This window comes from Sphingobacterium siyangense (assembly GCF_007830445.1).
Lineage (GTDB): Bacteria > Bacteroidota > Bacteroidia > Sphingobacteriales > Sphingobacteriaceae > Sphingobacterium > Sphingobacterium siyangense.
This window is the reverse complement of the sequence record NZ_VLKR01000001.1, coordinates 316,898-331,803: the sequence shown is the minus strand read 5'-3', so window position 1 is coordinate 331,803 and position 14,906 is coordinate 316,898. Positions and strand designations below refer to the sequence as shown.

General features: G+C 39.0%; 18 protein-coding genes. 5 read left to right on the top strand and 13 right to left on the bottom strand.

The features are described from left to right. The first annotated feature begins 1 nt into the window (after position 1). On the top strand, positions 2–1,177 hold the full coding sequence (locus tag IQ31_RS01455) for an RsmB/NOP family class I SAM-dependent RNA methyltransferase (protein WP_088161766.1): 1,176 nt from the start codon (positions 2–4) through the stop codon (positions 1,175–1,177). Positions 1,178–1,258: 81 nt separating this feature from the next. Here IQ31_RS01455 and IQ31_RS01450 read toward each other — a convergent pair whose 3' ends face one another. Next, entirely contained in the window at positions 1,259–1,732 is a 474-nt protein-coding gene (locus IQ31_RS01450) for a universal stress protein (RefSeq protein ID WP_075992873.1), read from the bottom strand. Between the two features lie 73 nt (positions 1,733–1,805). Here IQ31_RS01450 and IQ31_RS01445 point away from each other — a divergent pair, with 73 nt between their 5' ends. Further along, a complete protein-coding gene (locus tag IQ31_RS01445; RefSeq protein WP_145326888.1) occupies positions 1,806–2,579 on the top strand; it encodes a C40 family peptidase in 774 nt (257 codons plus the stop codon). A 68-nt stretch (positions 2,580–2,647) separates the two neighbouring features. On the opposite strand, the gene IQ31_RS01440 is transcribed toward IQ31_RS01445, so the two are convergent. The 6 genes from IQ31_RS01440 to IQ31_RS01415 all read right to left on the bottom strand — a co-directional run bounded on the left by IQ31_RS01440 (position 2,648) and on the right by IQ31_RS01415 (position 7,376). Further along, the gene (locus IQ31_RS01440; RefSeq protein ID WP_075992871.1) at positions 2,648–3,235 is read right to left on the bottom strand and encodes a porin family protein; all 588 of its coding nucleotides are present in this window, start codon (positions 3,233–3,235) and stop codon (positions 2,648–2,650) included. Positions 3,236–3,548: 313 nt separating this feature from the next. Further along, positions 3,549–4,703 carry a molecular chaperone DnaJ gene (gene dnaJ / locus IQ31_RS01435; RefSeq protein WP_046672894.1) on the bottom strand — a complete coding sequence of 385 codons (1,155 nt, stop codon included), beginning with the start codon at positions 4,701–4,703 and terminating at the stop codon, positions 3,549–3,551. Positions 4,704–4,713: 10 nt separating this feature from the next. Continuing rightward, positions 4,714–5,265 carry a nucleotide exchange factor GrpE gene (locus IQ31_RS01430; protein ID WP_075992870.1) on the bottom strand — a complete coding sequence of 184 codons (552 nt, stop codon included), beginning with the start codon at positions 5,263–5,265 and terminating at the stop codon, positions 4,714–4,716. 152 nt (positions 5,266–5,417) lie between these two features. Further along, positions 5,418–6,098, bottom strand: a complete 681-nt coding sequence (locus tag IQ31_RS01425; RefSeq protein WP_070561120.1) for a cell division ATP-binding protein FtsE — start codon at positions 6,096–6,098, stop codon at positions 5,418–5,420. A gap of 5 nt (positions 6,099–6,103) precedes the next feature. Continuing rightward, the gene (locus tag IQ31_RS01420; protein WP_070561119.1) at positions 6,104–6,307 is read right to left on the bottom strand and encodes a fructose-6-phosphate aldolase; all 204 of its coding nucleotides are present in this window, start codon (positions 6,305–6,307) and stop codon (positions 6,104–6,106) included. A 55-nt stretch (positions 6,308–6,362) separates the two neighbouring features. Further along, positions 6,363–7,376: an acyl-CoA reductase gene (locus IQ31_RS01415; protein WP_075992869.1), complete on the bottom strand. Its 1,014-nt coding sequence runs from the start codon at positions 7,374–7,376 to the stop codon at positions 6,363–6,365. A 156-nt stretch (positions 7,377–7,532) separates the two neighbouring features. Between IQ31_RS01415 and IQ31_RS01410 the strand changes: the two genes are divergently transcribed. The 3 genes from IQ31_RS01410 to IQ31_RS01400 all read left to right on the top strand — a co-directional run bounded on the left by IQ31_RS01410 (position 7,533) and on the right by IQ31_RS01400 (position 9,949). After that, positions 7,533–7,883 carry a 4Fe-4S dicluster domain-containing protein gene (locus IQ31_RS01410; RefSeq protein WP_046672889.1) on the top strand — a complete coding sequence of 117 codons (351 nt, stop codon included), beginning with the start codon at positions 7,533–7,535 and terminating at the stop codon, positions 7,881–7,883. A 175-nt stretch (positions 7,884–8,058) separates the two neighbouring features. Then, complete coding sequence (locus IQ31_RS01405) at positions 8,059–9,495, top strand: dicarboxylate/amino acid:cation symporter (RefSeq protein WP_075992868.1); 1,437 nt, start codon at positions 8,059–8,061, stop codon at positions 9,493–9,495. 223 nt (positions 9,496–9,718) lie between these two features. Beyond that, positions 9,719–9,949: a hypothetical protein gene (locus IQ31_RS01400; protein WP_145326887.1), complete on the top strand. Its 231-nt coding sequence runs from the start codon at positions 9,719–9,721 to the stop codon at positions 9,947–9,949. 22 nt (positions 9,950–9,971) lie between these two features. Here IQ31_RS01400 and IQ31_RS01395 read toward each other — a convergent pair whose 3' ends face one another. The 6 genes from IQ31_RS01395 to IQ31_RS01370 all read right to left on the bottom strand — a co-directional run bounded on the left by IQ31_RS01395 (position 9,972) and on the right by IQ31_RS01370 (position 14,863). After that, entirely contained in the window at positions 9,972–10,391 is a 420-nt protein-coding gene (locus tag IQ31_RS01395) for a YchJ family protein (RefSeq protein ID WP_145326886.1), read from the bottom strand. Then, positions 10,369–11,181, bottom strand: coding sequence for a methionine ABC transporter substrate-binding lipoprotein MetQ (gene metQ / locus IQ31_RS01390; RefSeq protein WP_088161762.1), 813 nt, complete (start codon positions 11,179–11,181; stop codon positions 10,369–10,371). The genes IQ31_RS01395 and metQ overlap by 23 nt, the downstream gene beginning before the upstream one ends. A 15-nt stretch (positions 11,182–11,196) precedes the next feature. Then, positions 11,197–11,850, bottom strand: a complete 654-nt coding sequence (metI, locus tag IQ31_RS01385; RefSeq protein ID WP_145326885.1) for a methionine ABC transporter permease MetI — start codon at positions 11,848–11,850, stop codon at positions 11,197–11,199. Further along, on the bottom strand, positions 11,843–12,862 hold the full coding sequence (locus IQ31_RS01380; RefSeq protein WP_145326884.1) for a methionine ABC transporter ATP-binding protein: 1,020 nt from the start codon (positions 12,860–12,862) through the stop codon (positions 11,843–11,845). Before IQ31_RS01380 ends, metI begins: the two co-directional genes overlap by 8 nt. Positions 12,863–13,011: 149 nt before the next feature. Then, positions 13,012–13,872: a fumarylacetoacetate hydrolase family protein gene (locus tag IQ31_RS01375; protein ID WP_145326883.1), complete on the bottom strand. Its 861-nt coding sequence runs from the start codon at positions 13,870–13,872 to the stop codon at positions 13,012–13,014. A 58-nt stretch (positions 13,873–13,930) separates the two neighbouring features. Beyond that, positions 13,931–14,863, bottom strand: a complete 933-nt coding sequence (locus tag IQ31_RS01370; RefSeq protein ID WP_145326882.1) for a TIGR01777 family oxidoreductase — start codon at positions 14,861–14,863, stop codon at positions 13,931–13,933. Between the last annotated feature and the right edge of the window lie 43 nt (positions 14,864–14,906).

Here is a 14,906-nt window from a genome sequence, read left to right as displayed (position 1 = left end):
AATGGCTGAATTCAGTGAAAGACGTGTTCATCAGCAAATACGTAATTTTGAGCGGGCAATGGATGGTTTTGAAGCTGATCAACCATTTTCGCGTTATTTGACTACTTTTTTTAAGTTGAACAAGCAAATGGGATCTTCCGACCGGAAGTCTACCTCCCGTTTATGTTATAATTATTTTCGTTTGGGAATGGCGGCTTCGCAGTTGTCGCAACAGCGTAGATTGGTGCTTGCGGAATTTCTATGTGAACAGGAAAGTCCCTTGGTGGCCCTTTTTGAGCCTTCCTATAGCGATAAACTCCATCTGCCGCTGAAAGACAAAATTGCATTTCTAGCGTCTGAGGGTATTTTTAAACTTAATGACCTCTTTCCTTTTGCGGATTATATTTCTGAAGAGGTTGACTTGGTGCAATTTTTAGAGAGCCAGTTGATCCAGCCCAACTTATATATTCGGGTGAAACGCGGGAAGACAAAGGTCGTGTGCGCTATTTTGGATAACAATCAGATTCCTTATTCCATGATTGGCGATCAGACTATCGCCTTGAATAATGGAACATCCTTGCAGCGATTTGATGTCTTGGATGGGATCATAGAAGTGCAGGATCTGTCTTCGCAGCGCACTTTGGATTATATGGAACCCGCTGAAAGAGAATCCTGGTGGGATGCATGTGCGGCTTCGGGTGGGAAATCGCTCTTGTTGATGGATGCTTGTCCATCTGTTAATCTTTTGGTTTCTGATGTTCGCATGAGTATTCTCCGAAATCTCGATGAACGTTTTGACCGTGCCAGAATAAAGCATTACCGAAAAAAAATACTCGATCTTACCAAGGATAGCTTCGCAATTCTTGGGAGCGAACGATTTGACGGGGTGTTATTGGATGCGCCTTGTACTGGATCGGGGACTTGGGGGCGCACACCAGAAATGGTTAGACAGTTTCGGGCCGCTAAGATTGCCGAATTCAATGCACTACAAAAGAATATTGCAAGTAATGTGGTGGGGCATGTTAAAGCGGGCAAGCCTTTGATTTATATAACCTGCTCTATTTTTAAAGCAGAAAACGAAGATGTTGTCAATTACATTGTAGATAATTTTGGTTTTGAAATAGAACGTATGGACTATTTGAAAGGTTATGAAGAGAAAGCGGATAGTATGTTTGTGGCGAGATTGATTAAAAAGTAATTTATATATATAATACAAGCAAAAAGGCTATTTTTTCCAATGAAAAAATAGCCTTTTTTTATACATATGGACCGTTTAATATCAGTCACATTTACTTGGAACAACGAGTACAGGGCAGGTAGATTTACGAATGACTGATTCGGATACAGAGCCGGAAATAAAGTGATCAAAGCCCGTCCGTCCATTGGTCCCCATAATAATAAGATCTGCAGACCACTCATGGGATGCCGCCAGAATTTCTTCTTTAATGGATCCGATTCGATTAAAAAGATATACTTCGCCTGCGCCTGTAAATTCGCGGCTCATTTTCTCAAGATATTTTTGTGCATTATCCTGTTCCATTTCCGATACTTCTGGAACGATGATGGGTTGCTGACCTAATAGCGGGTCCGCACCAAAGCTGGCCGGAGAAGTAGGGGGAACAACAGTGACAAGCGCTATGGAGGCTCCAAATACCGCGGCCATTTCTTTGGCATATAGTATAGCCTTTTCTGAGCATGGTTCGTCGTCAACAGCGACGAGTATCCTTTTGAATTTTGAATTTGTATTCTCCATTTCTACTATAATTAATTTATCTTAGTCATATAATATATAATCACATTTTTGACGATTTTGTTTTGTTTAGCACATGAAATATGGTATTTGTACACTAGCTCTCGTTCCGTTACGTTTAGAACAGGCACACCGTAGTGAGATGGTTTCTCAGGTATTGTTTGGGGAACTTTTTGAGATCCTTGATGAACAGGCCGATTGGACATCAATACGTCTGTTGGAAACGGACTATTTAGGCTGGATTCAAAACGGGCAGTTTCAGGAACTAAACGACTTGGATATGCAACATTATCTGACCGGAACACCAATTATCGTTGGAAGGGAGGGGGGATTTCTGTTTACTGATACCGCACAGTTTCAGCTCTGTCATGGAACCAAGCTTTACCTAGATGCAGCAAATACTGTCAATTTATCTCCATTGAGATTAACTTATCAAGGTAGTATCAATCCGCTATCCAAAAATCAGTTTGAAAGCGAGGTAATGCAATTAGCACGCAGTTATGAGAATACCCCTTATCTATGGGGTGGGCGTTCACAATGGGGAATCGATTGTTCCGGTTTCTCCCAATTGATTTATAGCTGTTTTGATCTTTCCTTGCCTCGTGATGCTTATCAGCAGGCAGAGATGGGGCAAACTGTGGATTTTGTTTCGGAAATACGGGTAGGGGATTTGGCTTTTTTTGACAATGCCGAAGGAAGGATTACTCATGTAGGAGTTATGCTGGATCGCGATACGATTATCCACGCCTCAGCGAAAGTCCGTGTTGATCGGATGGATACGGAAGGTATTTTTAATGCTGAACAGAATCGTTATACACACAAACTCCGGATTGTTAAACGGTATAATTGATAAAGGTGGACATATAAAAAAAGGCTATAAGTAATTATAGCCTTTTCTATTGTCAAACGCCTTATTGACTAGAAGTGGAATTGTACACCTAAAGTTGGCGCTAATGAGTTAACATTCAAACCAAATGTATTTACTGCAACGTCATTCGTTTTATCTTTATTGTAGTTGTAGTATAGACCTCTGACTTTTAATTCGATACCGATTTTGCTTGTCGGGAAGTAAGCTAAACCCGGAGCTAGTTCCACACCATATGATTCGAATTTATTTTTTGTCTCTACGTTATTTACTTCAGTTGTAGTTGTACCCCATGCCATTGGAACTGATAATTGAGCAAAGAATCTTACCGGGCCGTTTGCAGAGTACTTTCTAGCGAAAGGTGATACCTGGAAAGCATCGTTTTTAATACTATTATCTTTACTTGTTTCAGTTTTTCCCCAGTTATAACCAATTCCAGTACCAATTGCCAAGTTGTCACTTACAAAGTAACCAACTGTTGGGTTGATTGAGAATGAATTATTTTTATGGTCAGTATCTTTCACTTTTGATGTTTCGAAGCCAAGTTGACCACCAACCATAATTTTTCCTTGTTCAGTTTGAGCTTGTGCTGCTATTGTTAAACCTGCAATGGCAGTCAATGTTAGTAAAACTTTTTTCATGTCTTTTTTATTTAATAGTTTGTTTTAATTTGCCAGTAATTACTTCCTGACTTTTTAAATTTGTTAGTCAAATATCGAAATCTTATTTTGATTTTTTGTCACTGGATTGTCTAGATGTTTTGTTATTATTGTAAATTATAGTGGTTCAATTGATTAAAATTTGATGTATTTTTATTTTTATCGTTTCTATTTAACAATAATGATATTAAGCTGACTTTTTGTTTTTAATTGTCAATTTCAAGTAAGAAGATAAAAAAAAAGCCATTTGTCAACAGCGGACAAATGGCTTTTTTTTGTATTTGAAAGACCGGTTTTAATCGAAATATTCTTTGATTCGCTCGAAGAATGATTTTTCACTTTTACCTGGTTGAGGTTTAAAGTTTGGCGATTCTTTCAGTTTGTTCAATAATTCTTTTTCTTCGTTAGATACGGCTTTTGGTGTCCATATATTAACGTATACAAGTTGGTCCCCTTTGTGATAAGAGTTGACTTCAGGAATACCTTTTCCTTTTAACCGTAAAATTTTACCACCTTGTGTGCCGGGCTCAATTTTGATCTTCGCTTTTCCATCTATTGTAGGGACTTCAACGCTTGTGCCTAAGGTCGCATCTACGAAATTAATGTATAGGTCATAGATCACATTTAGTCCGTCACGTTTTAAACTTTCGTGTGGTACTTCTTCGATCAGGATAATTAAATCTCCTGGTACACCACCACGCGGAGCAGCATTTCCTTTTCCACTCATGGAAAGTTGCATGCCTTCACTTACTCCTGCAGGAATATTGATTGCGATTGTTTCCTCACCGCGTTCGAGTCCTTCACCTCTACAAGTTGTACATTTTGCTGTAATTTCAACGCCTTCACCATTACAAGTAGGGCAAGTGCTTGTTGTTTGCATTTGTCCTAAGATGGTATTTGTTACTCTTCTAACTGATCCGGATCCCCCACAGGTTTTACAGGTATGGAAAGAAGATTTATCTTTAGCACCAGATCCGTCACAAGAATGACAGACCACTTGTTTGTTAACCTTTACCTTTTTCTCGACGCCTTTGGCAATTTCTTCGAGTGTTAATTTAACTTTTATGCGTAAGTTGCTTCCACGAGCTACCCGACGGCCACCACGCTGGCCACCACCGCCGCCAAAGAAACTTTCAAATGGATGTCCTCCACCAAAGATATCACCAAATTGGCTGAATATGTCTTCCATATTCATGCCGCCGCCACCGCCAAAGCCACCACTTGCCGAATTACCGGCATGGCCAAATTGGTCATAACGTTGACGTTTTTGTGGATTGCTCAAGATATCGTATGCCTCAGCAGCTTCCTTAAACTGTTCCTCAGCTTCATGATCACCAGGATTTTTATCCGGGTGGTACTTTATCGCCAATTTGCGATATGCTGATTTAATCTCCTTCTCGTCCGCTGATCGCGAGACACCAAGTATATCGTAATAATCTCTTTTTGACATCGTCTTAATATTATTGACCTATAACTACCTTTGCGTGACGGATCACTTTGTCACCTAAGTAGTACCCCTTTTCGATCACGTCCACTACTTTATTCTTTAATTCTGCTGTGGGTGCAGGAATTGCCGTGATAGCTTCTTGTAATTCAGGATCGAAGGCTTGGCCTGTAGCTTCCATTTCCTTTAACCCCAATTGCGACAACGTTTGTCTGAATTTGTTGTTAACAATATCCATTCCTGTTTTTACAGATTCAACATCTGTCGCAGTTTCCATGGCTGTTAATGCTCTGTCAAAATCATCTAGTGTAGGTAATAGCTTACTAATGACATCTTTTCCCGCTGATTGAATCAATTCAACACGTTCTTTGCTTGTACGTTTTCTATAATTGTCAAATTCAGCAGAAAGACGAATGTATTTATCCTTTGCCTCTGCCAATTCTGCAGCCAATTTCTCTTCAGTAGACAGTTCATCTGCTATATTATCAGCAGGCTGTTCTTGTTGTTCAGAAGAATTTGTTTCTACTGGATCTTGACCTTCATCGTAATAATTATCTTGCTCATTCATATCTTCAATGCTAAAATTAGATTCAAAAATTTACTCTATGCTTCGTTTGTCAAAGTTTTTGCCAAACAATAAAATTCCGACAGCTTGTCAGATTTTATTAAAAAAGCCTAACAATTTGTCGGAATCTCATTTTTTATATGTCAGTTTTCCGTCTAGATACTGACATTGTCCTGTAATACCCCATCGGTGGTTTTGATGATGCGGGATGGCATATTACGGATAATGGTATAATCGTGTGTTGCCATTAAAATAGCTGTTCCCGAATTGGCAATGTCACGTAATAATAAGACGATTTCTTCTGATGTAGCAGGATCCAAGTTACCGGTAGGCTCATCTGCCAGAATGATTTCGGGGTTATTTAGTAATGCGCGGGCAATTACAATACGCTGTTGTTCACCGCCAGAAAGTTCATGCGGCATTTTCTTAAGTTTGGAACGAAGCCCAACTTTTTCCAGTACATCCAATATACGGCTATCGATCATTTTCTTATCTTTCCAGCCTGTTGCTTTCAGTGCAAATTCGAGGTTTTTCTCGATGCTTCTATCGGATAAAAGATGAAAATCCTGAAATACAATACCCAATTTTCTACGCAGGTAGGGAACATCATTTTCGTGCAGCTTCTTAAGATCAAAGCCCGCAATCATTCCCTCACCATTGCCGATGTATAAATCGCCGTAAATGATTTTTAGTAAACTACTTTTTCCACTACCGGACTGGCCGATAAGATAAATAAACTCTCCTTTACCAATGTTTAAATTGACATTGGACAATACCAAATGTTTTTGTTGGAAGATATCAACGTTTTTTAATGTAATTACTTTATTTTCAATCATGGAAGCTAAAATTCTAATTTTTTAATTTGCCCAAAAGGCATTTCTTTAACCAGTTGCATGATATATTCTGCCTTTTCTCCTAATCCAATCTTATCGAGTGATTTATCTGGGCGGTCGACTCTAAAATATGCCAGCAAGGTGAAGGCATCATCTCTTAATTGAACATAATCAGGGATTTTGGCGACACCTTTTACTTTAATGATATACATGATTTCAAAGTTAGTATTTTTAATGCAATTTATTTACTATGAATTTAAAGGAAGCTTATTGGTTTGCGAATAAAAAATCCAGTGTATTCACGCCATCAGCAAAATCATCTAAAGCAGGGCATTGGCTTTCTCCAAAATGAAATACCGGCGACGGCACATTTAATGCTATTTCTGAAACAATACATTGGATATTTTCTTGCGCTAGTTTGAGCTTATTTTCAACTTCAGCCAGTGTTTCGTATGTTTCGTAATAAACCACAGCAAGGGGAGAAGCCGTGCGCTCATCTTCTTTGAGCAATAAAAATCCATTGTCAAAATGCTTGTCGCCATTGATCAGATAGATGGATTTGTTATAGTCGTAATTGTTATTGTATTTAAAATGCTCTGTTATGCTGTTAAAAGCAGCGATACCTTCAAAGAAGTGTGCTATTGGGTAATCTTTTGGAATAAATAGCTTTGATACAGAGCGACAGCCCAACCCAAAATAATCAAAGATGTCGTGTCCCAGTGATTCCAACTGGTTAGGAGATTCTTGGCCACCGACAACGGCAATACTATTTCTATTGCGACGAATAATATGTGGTTTGGTGCCAAAATAGTAATCAAAGTAACGGGAGCTATTGTTAGAGCCTGTTGCAATAACCAGATCGAAATCTTTTAGAATGTCAACAATTTCAAAGGCATCATTAAAGTATGGGTCAATTTGTTTAAGCAGGTTGAGCACATAGCTTGTCAATCCTGCATCGTCCGATGAGACTTTGATTTTTGCTGTAAAGCCGCTGATCAGTACCGATAGGATATCATGGAAGCCAACCAACGGAATATTGCCGGCCAGAATTAAACCTACAATTTTCGTTGAATGAAGATCTGGATAAGGCGCCAACCAGTGATTCAGCTTTTCTATCGTCAAATTGGCAGCAATGGCTTGAATGGCGCGTTCAACATTTTGAGGGGTATACCAAGGGTTTTTATGTTGGGCGAATTGAATGATTTGAATCAAATCTTCAGGGCGCTTTTGCAGCTGTTCGCCTAATTTTACAAATGCATTTATTCGTTGTTGCTTTGTCAAAATATTAAAATTTTAAAAGATGAATACACAAATTTGTATTATATTTGTGCTGTTAACATTAATCAACGTGAATCAACTAGCCTTATTGTTCAATCAGACTTTGTTTCATATTGATAATGCAAAAATAGTTTATTTATCATAATTGTGAGGTTATAAATGGCGATTAAAATTACAGACGAATGCATTAACTGTGGTGCTTGCGAACCGGAATGCCCAAATAATGCAATATACGATGCTGGTGTAACTTGGAAATTCTCAGATGGGACGGCTTTGGATGGGGTTATCGATTTTGGCGATGGTGTTACACTAGATGCCAACGAGTCTCAAGAAGCAATCTCTAATGAAGTCTATTATATTGTTTCAGATAAATGTACAGAATGTGTAGGTTTTCACGATGAGCCTCAATGTGCAGCGGTTTGCCCTGTGGATTGTTGTGTGGATGACGAAGATGTACGTGAATCGAACGATGAGCTATTAGCGAAAAAAGCTTGGTTACACGCGGAATAAATTTAGTACTCCGTTAAAATATAAGGCAGGATAAGAAATTTTCCTGCCTTTTTTGTGTCTTTCTATTTTGGCGAAATCGATATTTTGTTGCGAAACTTGGCTATTTGGAATAATAATATTTGCAAAAGCATAGTATTTTTTTATTTTTGTTCTTTTGACCATTAAAATCTTTTAAATGTTAAAAACCAAAATAGGGTTGATTACCCTGATCACAGTTACATTAGCTTGTATCATTGCTGTATTATACGAATTTGATGTTGTAGGCTTTTCGCATGAATTTCTAATGGCTGTCCGTTGGATAGTTGCTACCGTTTTGGTTGTAAATGCGCTCTTTAAGAAAAATTTGACGACCTGGATTTTGACCTGTATGATTATGGGGATATTTGTCGGGTTGGATTTTCCAAATTTAGCGATTTCCCTGCAACCTTTGAGTAAAGGTTTTATCAAGTTAGTCAAGACGATTGTGGGACCGATTCTTTTTTCTACGCTTGTTTATGGAATTGCAGGCCATTCTGATTTGAAACAGGTGGGACGTATGGCATGGAAATCTATGCTTTATTTCTTTTGCGCAACGACATGTGCTATTTTTATTGGTTTAGGTGCTATAAATCTGACTCGAGCAGGAGTGGGCGTTGATGTTGCACATATGCCACATGAAGAACTCCCTGTAGCAAAGGAAAGTATGGATGAGCATATCCTCAAAACGCTTCCGGACCATGTGCATCCTGTATACAAGTTCACTTCTTTTATACGCGACTTGTTTCCTGAAAATATCGTCAAATCTGTAGCGGATAATCAAGTTTTACAGATTGTTGTATTTTCAATTTTGTTTGGGATTGGATTGGCAATGGTAGATGAGAAAAAGCGTAAACCCTTGGTTGATTTTACCGAGAGTATGTCTGAAACGATGTTTAAGTTTACGAACATGATTATGTACTTTGCGCCTATTGGGGTTGGTGCCGCTATGGCCTACACGGTGGGGCATCTCGGTGTCGATATCCTAAAGAATCTTTTCATGCTTTTGGCGACGCTGTATTTTGCTTTAGTGTGCTTTTTATGTCTGGTTCTTCTTCCGGTAGCACTTTATCTGAAAATACCTGTGAAACGTTTTATTAATGCGATTAAGGAACCTGTTTCGATTGCATTTGCCACTACAAGCTCAGATGCGGCATTACCGAAAGCAATGAGCGCGATGGAGAAATTTGGTGTACCACGTAAGATTGTTTCGTTTGTAATTCCGACAGGATATAGTTTTAACTTGGATGGTACTTCACTTTATTTATCATTGGCTGCGATCTTTGTCGCTCAGGCGGCTGGTATCCATTTGTCGTTTGGACATCAATTAATGATTGCATTTACATTGATGATCACCTCTAAAGGTGTTGCTGCTGTACCAAGGGCTTCATTAATTATTTTGATTGCGACAGCGGATCAATTTGGTTTACCAACATTTGTCATTGCTGCAATTTTAGGTATCGATGAACTCATGGATATGGCGCGTACCTCTGTCAATGTAATCGGAAATTGTTTGGCAACCGTTGTTGTTGCGAAATGGGAAGGCGAGTTCGATGAAGAAGCTCCTTACCGCGAAGATACTGAAGAGGCGATCTAATTGAAATAACTAACGAATATTCGTTGAAGAGAGCAGTCTTGACATTCCGTTGAGACTGCTTTTTTATTGTCTTTAACTCATGTTGATGATTTTGCTGCGCCTATTTATTATATTTAGCGCTGTAAATACCGTTCTTTAAACCAAATAGAACTTTAAACCAAATCCGTACGGGGAAATGAGACGATCTATATTTTATTTTTTTTGTTTAATGATTACGATCAATATGGCATTTGCTCAAACAAAGACGACTGCTTTGGATCGTGATTCATCCGTTTATATTGAAACCCAGGATGGGGTCAAACTTTTTACGAAGTCTGCTGGAAATGGTCCGGTTTGTATTTTCGTACATGGAGGGCGAGGTGTCTGGAGTAAGTCGTTTGAGGAGATGGGAGGTCGTGGTCTTGAAAAAGCTGCTTGCAAGCTGTTGTTGACGGCATGGTATCCTTTACACTAGCTTGCAAGCGAAATATGTTATATCAACGTCCGTCAACGTAGTACCATAAATCATCTTGTTTTTTGAACGTAGACTTTTCATGGTGAATTTGAACTTCCATCTGTGGATCCAAGTAATGTGCTTCAAACTCGACTGTGTGGAATGTAGATTTAAGGATAGAGAGTTGCATCCATTTATTCTCCCGCGCCCATTGTCCGATTGCCTGTTTATTTTGGAACCGTCGTGTTGAGGGATGAAACGTATCGTATAGGAAATCGATCTGTTGTGCTACAAAGGCGCTATAACGTGCGCGCATCAATGCCTCTGCTGTGGTTGCTTTGGCATGGAAACGATGAATTTGCTGGCAGCATTCCTCATAGGTATTGCCAGAGCCACAAGGGCATAATTGACCTGATTCTATCACTTGAATGTTTAAAATTTTACCAGCCTTTAATAGCGCCATTTTTGAACACTTTTTTTGCGGTCGCTTCGACTTCTGGTGACTGATACGCCTGGATAAACTGCTGCACCTTCTCATCGTTTTTATTATCTGAGCGGGCAACAATCAGATTAACATAAGGCGATTCTTTATCTTCTGTGAATAAGCCTTGTTTTTCGGGATCCAACCCAGCTTGAGAGGCGAAACTATTGTTGATAATAGCAATTGTAACTTGAGGATCATCTAGGACGCGAGGTAACTGTGGGGCCTCCATCTCTATGATTTTAACCTGTTTAGGGTTGCTGACAATATCTGTTACTTTAGGTTGGATACCTACATTTTCTTTTAGACCGATAATTCCCTCGCGTTGGAGAAGCAAAAGGGAGCGTCCACCATTGGTAGGGTCATTTGGAATGGCAATAACGGCTCCAGGTTGTAATTCTGTGATTGTTTTTATTTTCTTTGAATAGGCAACAATGGGAAATACAAACGTGTTTCCGACAATGGTTAATTTCGTGAAACCGCGTTGTTTGGATTGCTCTTGTAGATAGGGCTGATGCTGAAATACGTTTACATCGATATCACCCTGATTTAAGGCTTCATTAGGTACGACATAGTCGTTGAAAGCCACTAACTCAACATCAAGATTGAACTTTTCTTTTGCAACTTTCTTAGCCGTCTCCGCAAGCTCCTTTTCTGGGCCGGACACAACACCGACTTTGAGGATATTCTCTTTCTTTTCTCTGTTATTGCATGCTACAATCGATACGAGACTGAAGGCTAAGATTGCAAATGCATAGTTCAATTTTTTCATATGATATAATTTATGTTAACGATGGTTTACTTTTTTTGAGATGTAATCTCCTGTATATTGTAACAGGAATACTATTAAAATTAATAAAATTAGAACAGAATTCATGATAAAAGTATCATATCCGACATAACCATACTGATAGCCAATCTGTCCAAGTCCACCAGCACCTACAGCACCGCCCATTGCGGAGTAACCAACAAGTGTTATCAAGGTAATTGTCGCATTGTTTACTAGTGAGGGGAGAGCCTCCGGAAGCAAAACTTTGAAAATTACCTGTTGTGAATTTGCACCCATTGCTCTTGAGGCTTCAATCAGGCCATTTGGAATTTCCAGAAGACTATTTTCCACAAGTCTTGCTATAAATGGGGCCGCGCCTATACTCAAGGGGACCAATGCTGCGGCCATACCGATTGATGTTCCGACAACGTTGCGTGTAAACGGAATCATCCATACGATAAGTATGATAAAGGGGATAGACCTAAACACATTCACCAGCAATGAAACAAGTTGGTGCATGGCTTTGTTTTCGAGCAGTTGATGTTTTCGGGTCAAAAAAAGGTATATCCCGAGTGGGAGACCTAGGATAAAACCAAAGAAGCCTGATAAGAAAGTCATGGTTAGGGTTTCTAAAGTACCCGATAGCAGAAGATTAAATACCTGATCAGACATAGCCTAATATTTTAGTTTGTGAATGCTTTTCTTTTAAGAAAGATAGACTACGCGTTACATTTTCTTTTTCACCCGATAGTTCGGCCAATATAACACCAAATTTCATTTCGCCAATATAGTCTATTTGAGCGGTAATGATATTTGTCTTGACTTGATATTGTTGTTCCAAATGTTGTATAAATGGGATGGATTCTTCATTTGAAGTTAGATAGATCTCTACGAGTGGGTTTCCAGCGCTTTTTAAGCGTTCCTGAAAACTTAGTGGAATTTCAACTTCAAGTGAAGACTGAATAAAGTTTTTAGTTGTTGTTTCCTGAGGATTGGCGAATATTGATTCTACCGGGCCGGTTTCAATTAATTCTCCGTGGTCTAATACGGCAACCTGATCACAAATACTCTTTATAACATCCATCTCATGAGTAATCAACAATATCGTAAGGTCAAGCTGCTTATTGATTTTTTTTAGCAGTTTAAGGATGGATTTTGTAGTTGCGGGGTCTAAGGCACTTGTGGCCTCATCGCAAAGTAGAATGTAAGGATCATTGGCTAATGCTCGCGCGATAGCAACACGTTGTTTCTGGCCTCCGGAGAGATTTGCAGGGTACACGTCGGCTTTATCTTCCAACCCGACCAAACGCAATAGTTCCAACACTTTTTGGCTGATAAATTCTTTCGATTTGCCTTCAAGCTCGAGCGGAAAGGAAATATTTCCATACACTGTTCTTGATGATAGTAAGTTGAAGTGCTGGAAAATCATACCAATTTTTCTTCTTTTCAACATAAGACCAGTGGAAGATAGCGACATCAAGTCGTCATTTTCTATAATTACTTGACCACTGTCTGGTCTTTCCAAAAGGTTGACGCAACGGATCAAAGTACTTTTGCCGGCTCCGGAAGCGCCTATTACACCAAAAATTTCACCTTTTTCAATAGACAGTGAGATGTCTTTTAAGGCATCAATACGTGTCGCTTTTACCTCAAAAGATTTGGATATGTTGTTTAGTTGAATCATTGACCCTGTAGGGATTTAGCAATTTTAGTTGGACAAATGGATGATGTTGATATAAATGTACACAAATGCCAGGGATAAAATAAAATCAAGTGAAAGAAAATGGGTTCTTTCATACGGAAAAAGAATGAAAGAACCCAGATATATGTTTTTTACAACGCTTGATAAGCCGAAATCACTTGTTTTGCAGATCCGAGTCCATCGATGCCATATTCGATGATATCGCCATCTTTCAGGAATCTTTGTGGGGATTTGCCCATGCCAGATCCTGCAGGTGATCCTGTGGAAATGATGTCGCCTGGAAGTAAGCTCATAAAATGGCTTAAATAAGAAATCAATTTGGGCACACGATAGATAAAATCACTTGTATTGCCATCTTGCATAAGCTCACCATTGAGTTTAAGCCATATTTTTAAATTATCAATATCTGTGAATTCATCTTTGGTTGCTATAAATGGGCCAATAGGAGCGAAAGTGTCACATCCTTTACCTTTATCCCAAGTTCCGCCACGCTCGATCTGAAATTCACGCTCTGTAACGTCATTGTGTAGCACATAGCCAAACACATGGTCCAAAGCCTCTTCTTCAGTAACATAAGAAGCTTTTTTCCCAATTACAATAGCAAATTCGGTTTCCCAATCAGATTTTACAGAGAACTTCGGAAGGGTGATTCCATCAAAAGGGCCATTGAATGCAGATACAGATTTCATAAATACGATAGGCTCTGAAGCTTGTTGCAATTTGGTTTCTTTGACGTGATCATCGAAATTAAGCCCTACACAAAGTATTTTGGACGGAGCTTCCAATGGTGTACCGATACGCTCGTCGTCGGCTATCTCTTTAAGCGTATCGCCTTTTTCATTTATATATGTTTGAAGTTTTTCTAAATTTGCAATATCCGCAAAGAAATCGCGGTTGTATTGAAAATTTCCCTCTGAAACATCATATTTCTTTTCGTTTAAAATGACTCCCGCTTTTTCGGAGCCCTTTGCGCCATATCTAAAAATCTTCATAAGCCGCAAATATACGGATTTTGTCCCAAAAAGGGCAGAAATTAACGCGAATTAACAATTAATCAATATGTAAATTATCTATACAATTATTGTCCAAAAGGGGATATTTAAAAGGGAATTTTTCATGCACTATCTTTTTGTTGCTTACCCAAGTGCCATTGAGCACCATTTCCTGCCCTTTTTTTCCAAGCATAAATTTAATCAAAAAAGAGGGGACGGGTAGGGGAATATAGAATGGACCGTATTTACGTTTAGCTATTCTTTTTGCAAACTCCGCGAGGGAAAGCGGTTCGGATGAACAGGCATTATAAATTCCGGCTATGGTATCATTTTGTATGCCAAAGAGCAGCATCCGACAGAGATCATCCATATGGATCCAACTGAGTATCTGTTTTCCAGAGCCTAATACCGGAATTGAACGAAAGGGTAGGAAACGGTTAATTTCTTTGAGTAAACCTTGATCCTTGCTGATAACTACCCCAAAACGGAAGACAATGAGTCTTTTTCCCAATGTTTCGATAGGTTTCACGCTTCCTTCCCAGAGGTTACATACCCAGGAGAGAAAATTTCCGCCTTGTGGATCTCCTTCTTCAAAAGGTTTCTTTTGGTATTGATCGTCTGTTCCATACCAACCTATAGCGGAGGCAGATATGACTGCTTTTACTTGATTTGGTATTTGTTTTAGACTTTGATAGAGCAGTTGCCCACTTTCAACCCTGCTGGCAATAATTTCTTGTTGATATGATTTTGTCCAGCGTTTCGAATTGAGGTTTGCACCCGCCAGGTTAATGATATAGTCGGCTTCCTGAATTGATTTGACATCAATCTCCTGTTTACTGGGATCCCAATGTACGTAACGGACATTGTTTTGTATGGGATGAGACTTCGGATTTCTGGTAAAAATAATAACTTCATAGAAATTGGCAACCAATAGTTTTGTTAAATGAAGGCCTATAGCTCCAGCACCACCTGTAATAATTACTTTTTCCATGAATTGAACCTTGTTTTATAATATACGCCTGTTGTTATTTAAG

Excerpts from the sequence above, each read along its gene's own strand:
- IQ31_RS01410 (WP_046672889.1), top strand. The coding sequence starts at position 7,533 with ATGGCGATTAAAATTACAGACGAATGCATTAACTGTGGTGCTTGCGAA.
- IQ31_RS01395 (WP_145326886.1), bottom strand. The coding sequence starts at position 10,391 with ATGGCGCTATTAAAGGCTGGTAAAATTTTAAACATTCAAGTGATAGAA.
- IQ31_RS01380 (WP_145326884.1), bottom strand. The coding sequence starts at position 12,862 with ATGATTCAACTAAACAACATATCCAAATCTTTTGAGGTAAAAGCGACA.
- IQ31_RS01425 (WP_070561120.1), bottom strand. The coding sequence starts at position 6,098 with ATGATTGAAAATAAAGTAATTACATTAAAAAACGTTGATATCTTCCAA.
- IQ31_RS01420 (WP_070561119.1), bottom strand. The coding sequence starts at position 6,307 with ATGTATATCATTAAAGTAAAAGGTGTCGCCAAAATCCCTGATTATGTT.
- IQ31_RS01405 (WP_075992868.1), top strand. The coding sequence starts at position 8,059 with ATGTTAAAAACCAAAATAGGGTTGATTACCCTGATCACAGTTACATTA.
- IQ31_RS01450 (WP_075992873.1), bottom strand. The coding sequence starts at position 1,732 with ATGGAGAATACAAATTCAAAATTCAAAAGGATACTCGTCGCTGTTGAC.
- IQ31_RS01455 (WP_088161766.1), top strand. The coding sequence starts at position 2 with ATGGCTGAATTCAGTGAAAGACGTGTTCATCAGCAAATACGTAATTTT.
- IQ31_RS01375 (WP_145326883.1), bottom strand. The coding sequence starts at position 13,872 with ATGAAGATTTTTAGATATGGCGCAAAGGGCTCCGAAAAAGCGGGAGTC.
- metQ (WP_088161762.1), bottom strand. The coding sequence starts at position 11,181 with ATGAAAAAATTGAACTATGCATTTGCAATCTTAGCCTTCAGTCTCGTA.
- dnaJ (WP_046672894.1), bottom strand. The coding sequence starts at position 4,703 with ATGTCAAAAAGAGATTATTACGATATACTTGGTGTCTCGCGATCAGCG.
- metI (WP_145326885.1), bottom strand. The coding sequence starts at position 11,850 with ATGTCTGATCAGGTATTTAATCTTCTGCTATCGGGTACTTTAGAAACC.
- IQ31_RS01370 (WP_145326882.1), bottom strand. The coding sequence starts at position 14,863 with ATGGAAAAAGTAATTATTACAGGTGGTGCTGGAGCTATAGGCCTTCAT.
- IQ31_RS01440 (WP_075992871.1), bottom strand. The coding sequence starts at position 3,235 with ATGAAAAAAGTTTTACTAACATTGACTGCCATTGCAGGTTTAACAATA.
- IQ31_RS01430 (WP_075992870.1), bottom strand. The coding sequence starts at position 5,265 with ATGAATGAGCAAGATAATTATTACGATGAAGGTCAAGATCCAGTAGAA.
- IQ31_RS01400 (WP_145326887.1), top strand. The coding sequence starts at position 9,719 with ATGGCATTTGCTCAAACAAAGACGACTGCTTTGGATCGTGATTCATCC.
- IQ31_RS01445 (WP_145326888.1), top strand. The coding sequence starts at position 1,806 with ATGAAATATGGTATTTGTACACTAGCTCTCGTTCCGTTACGTTTAGAA.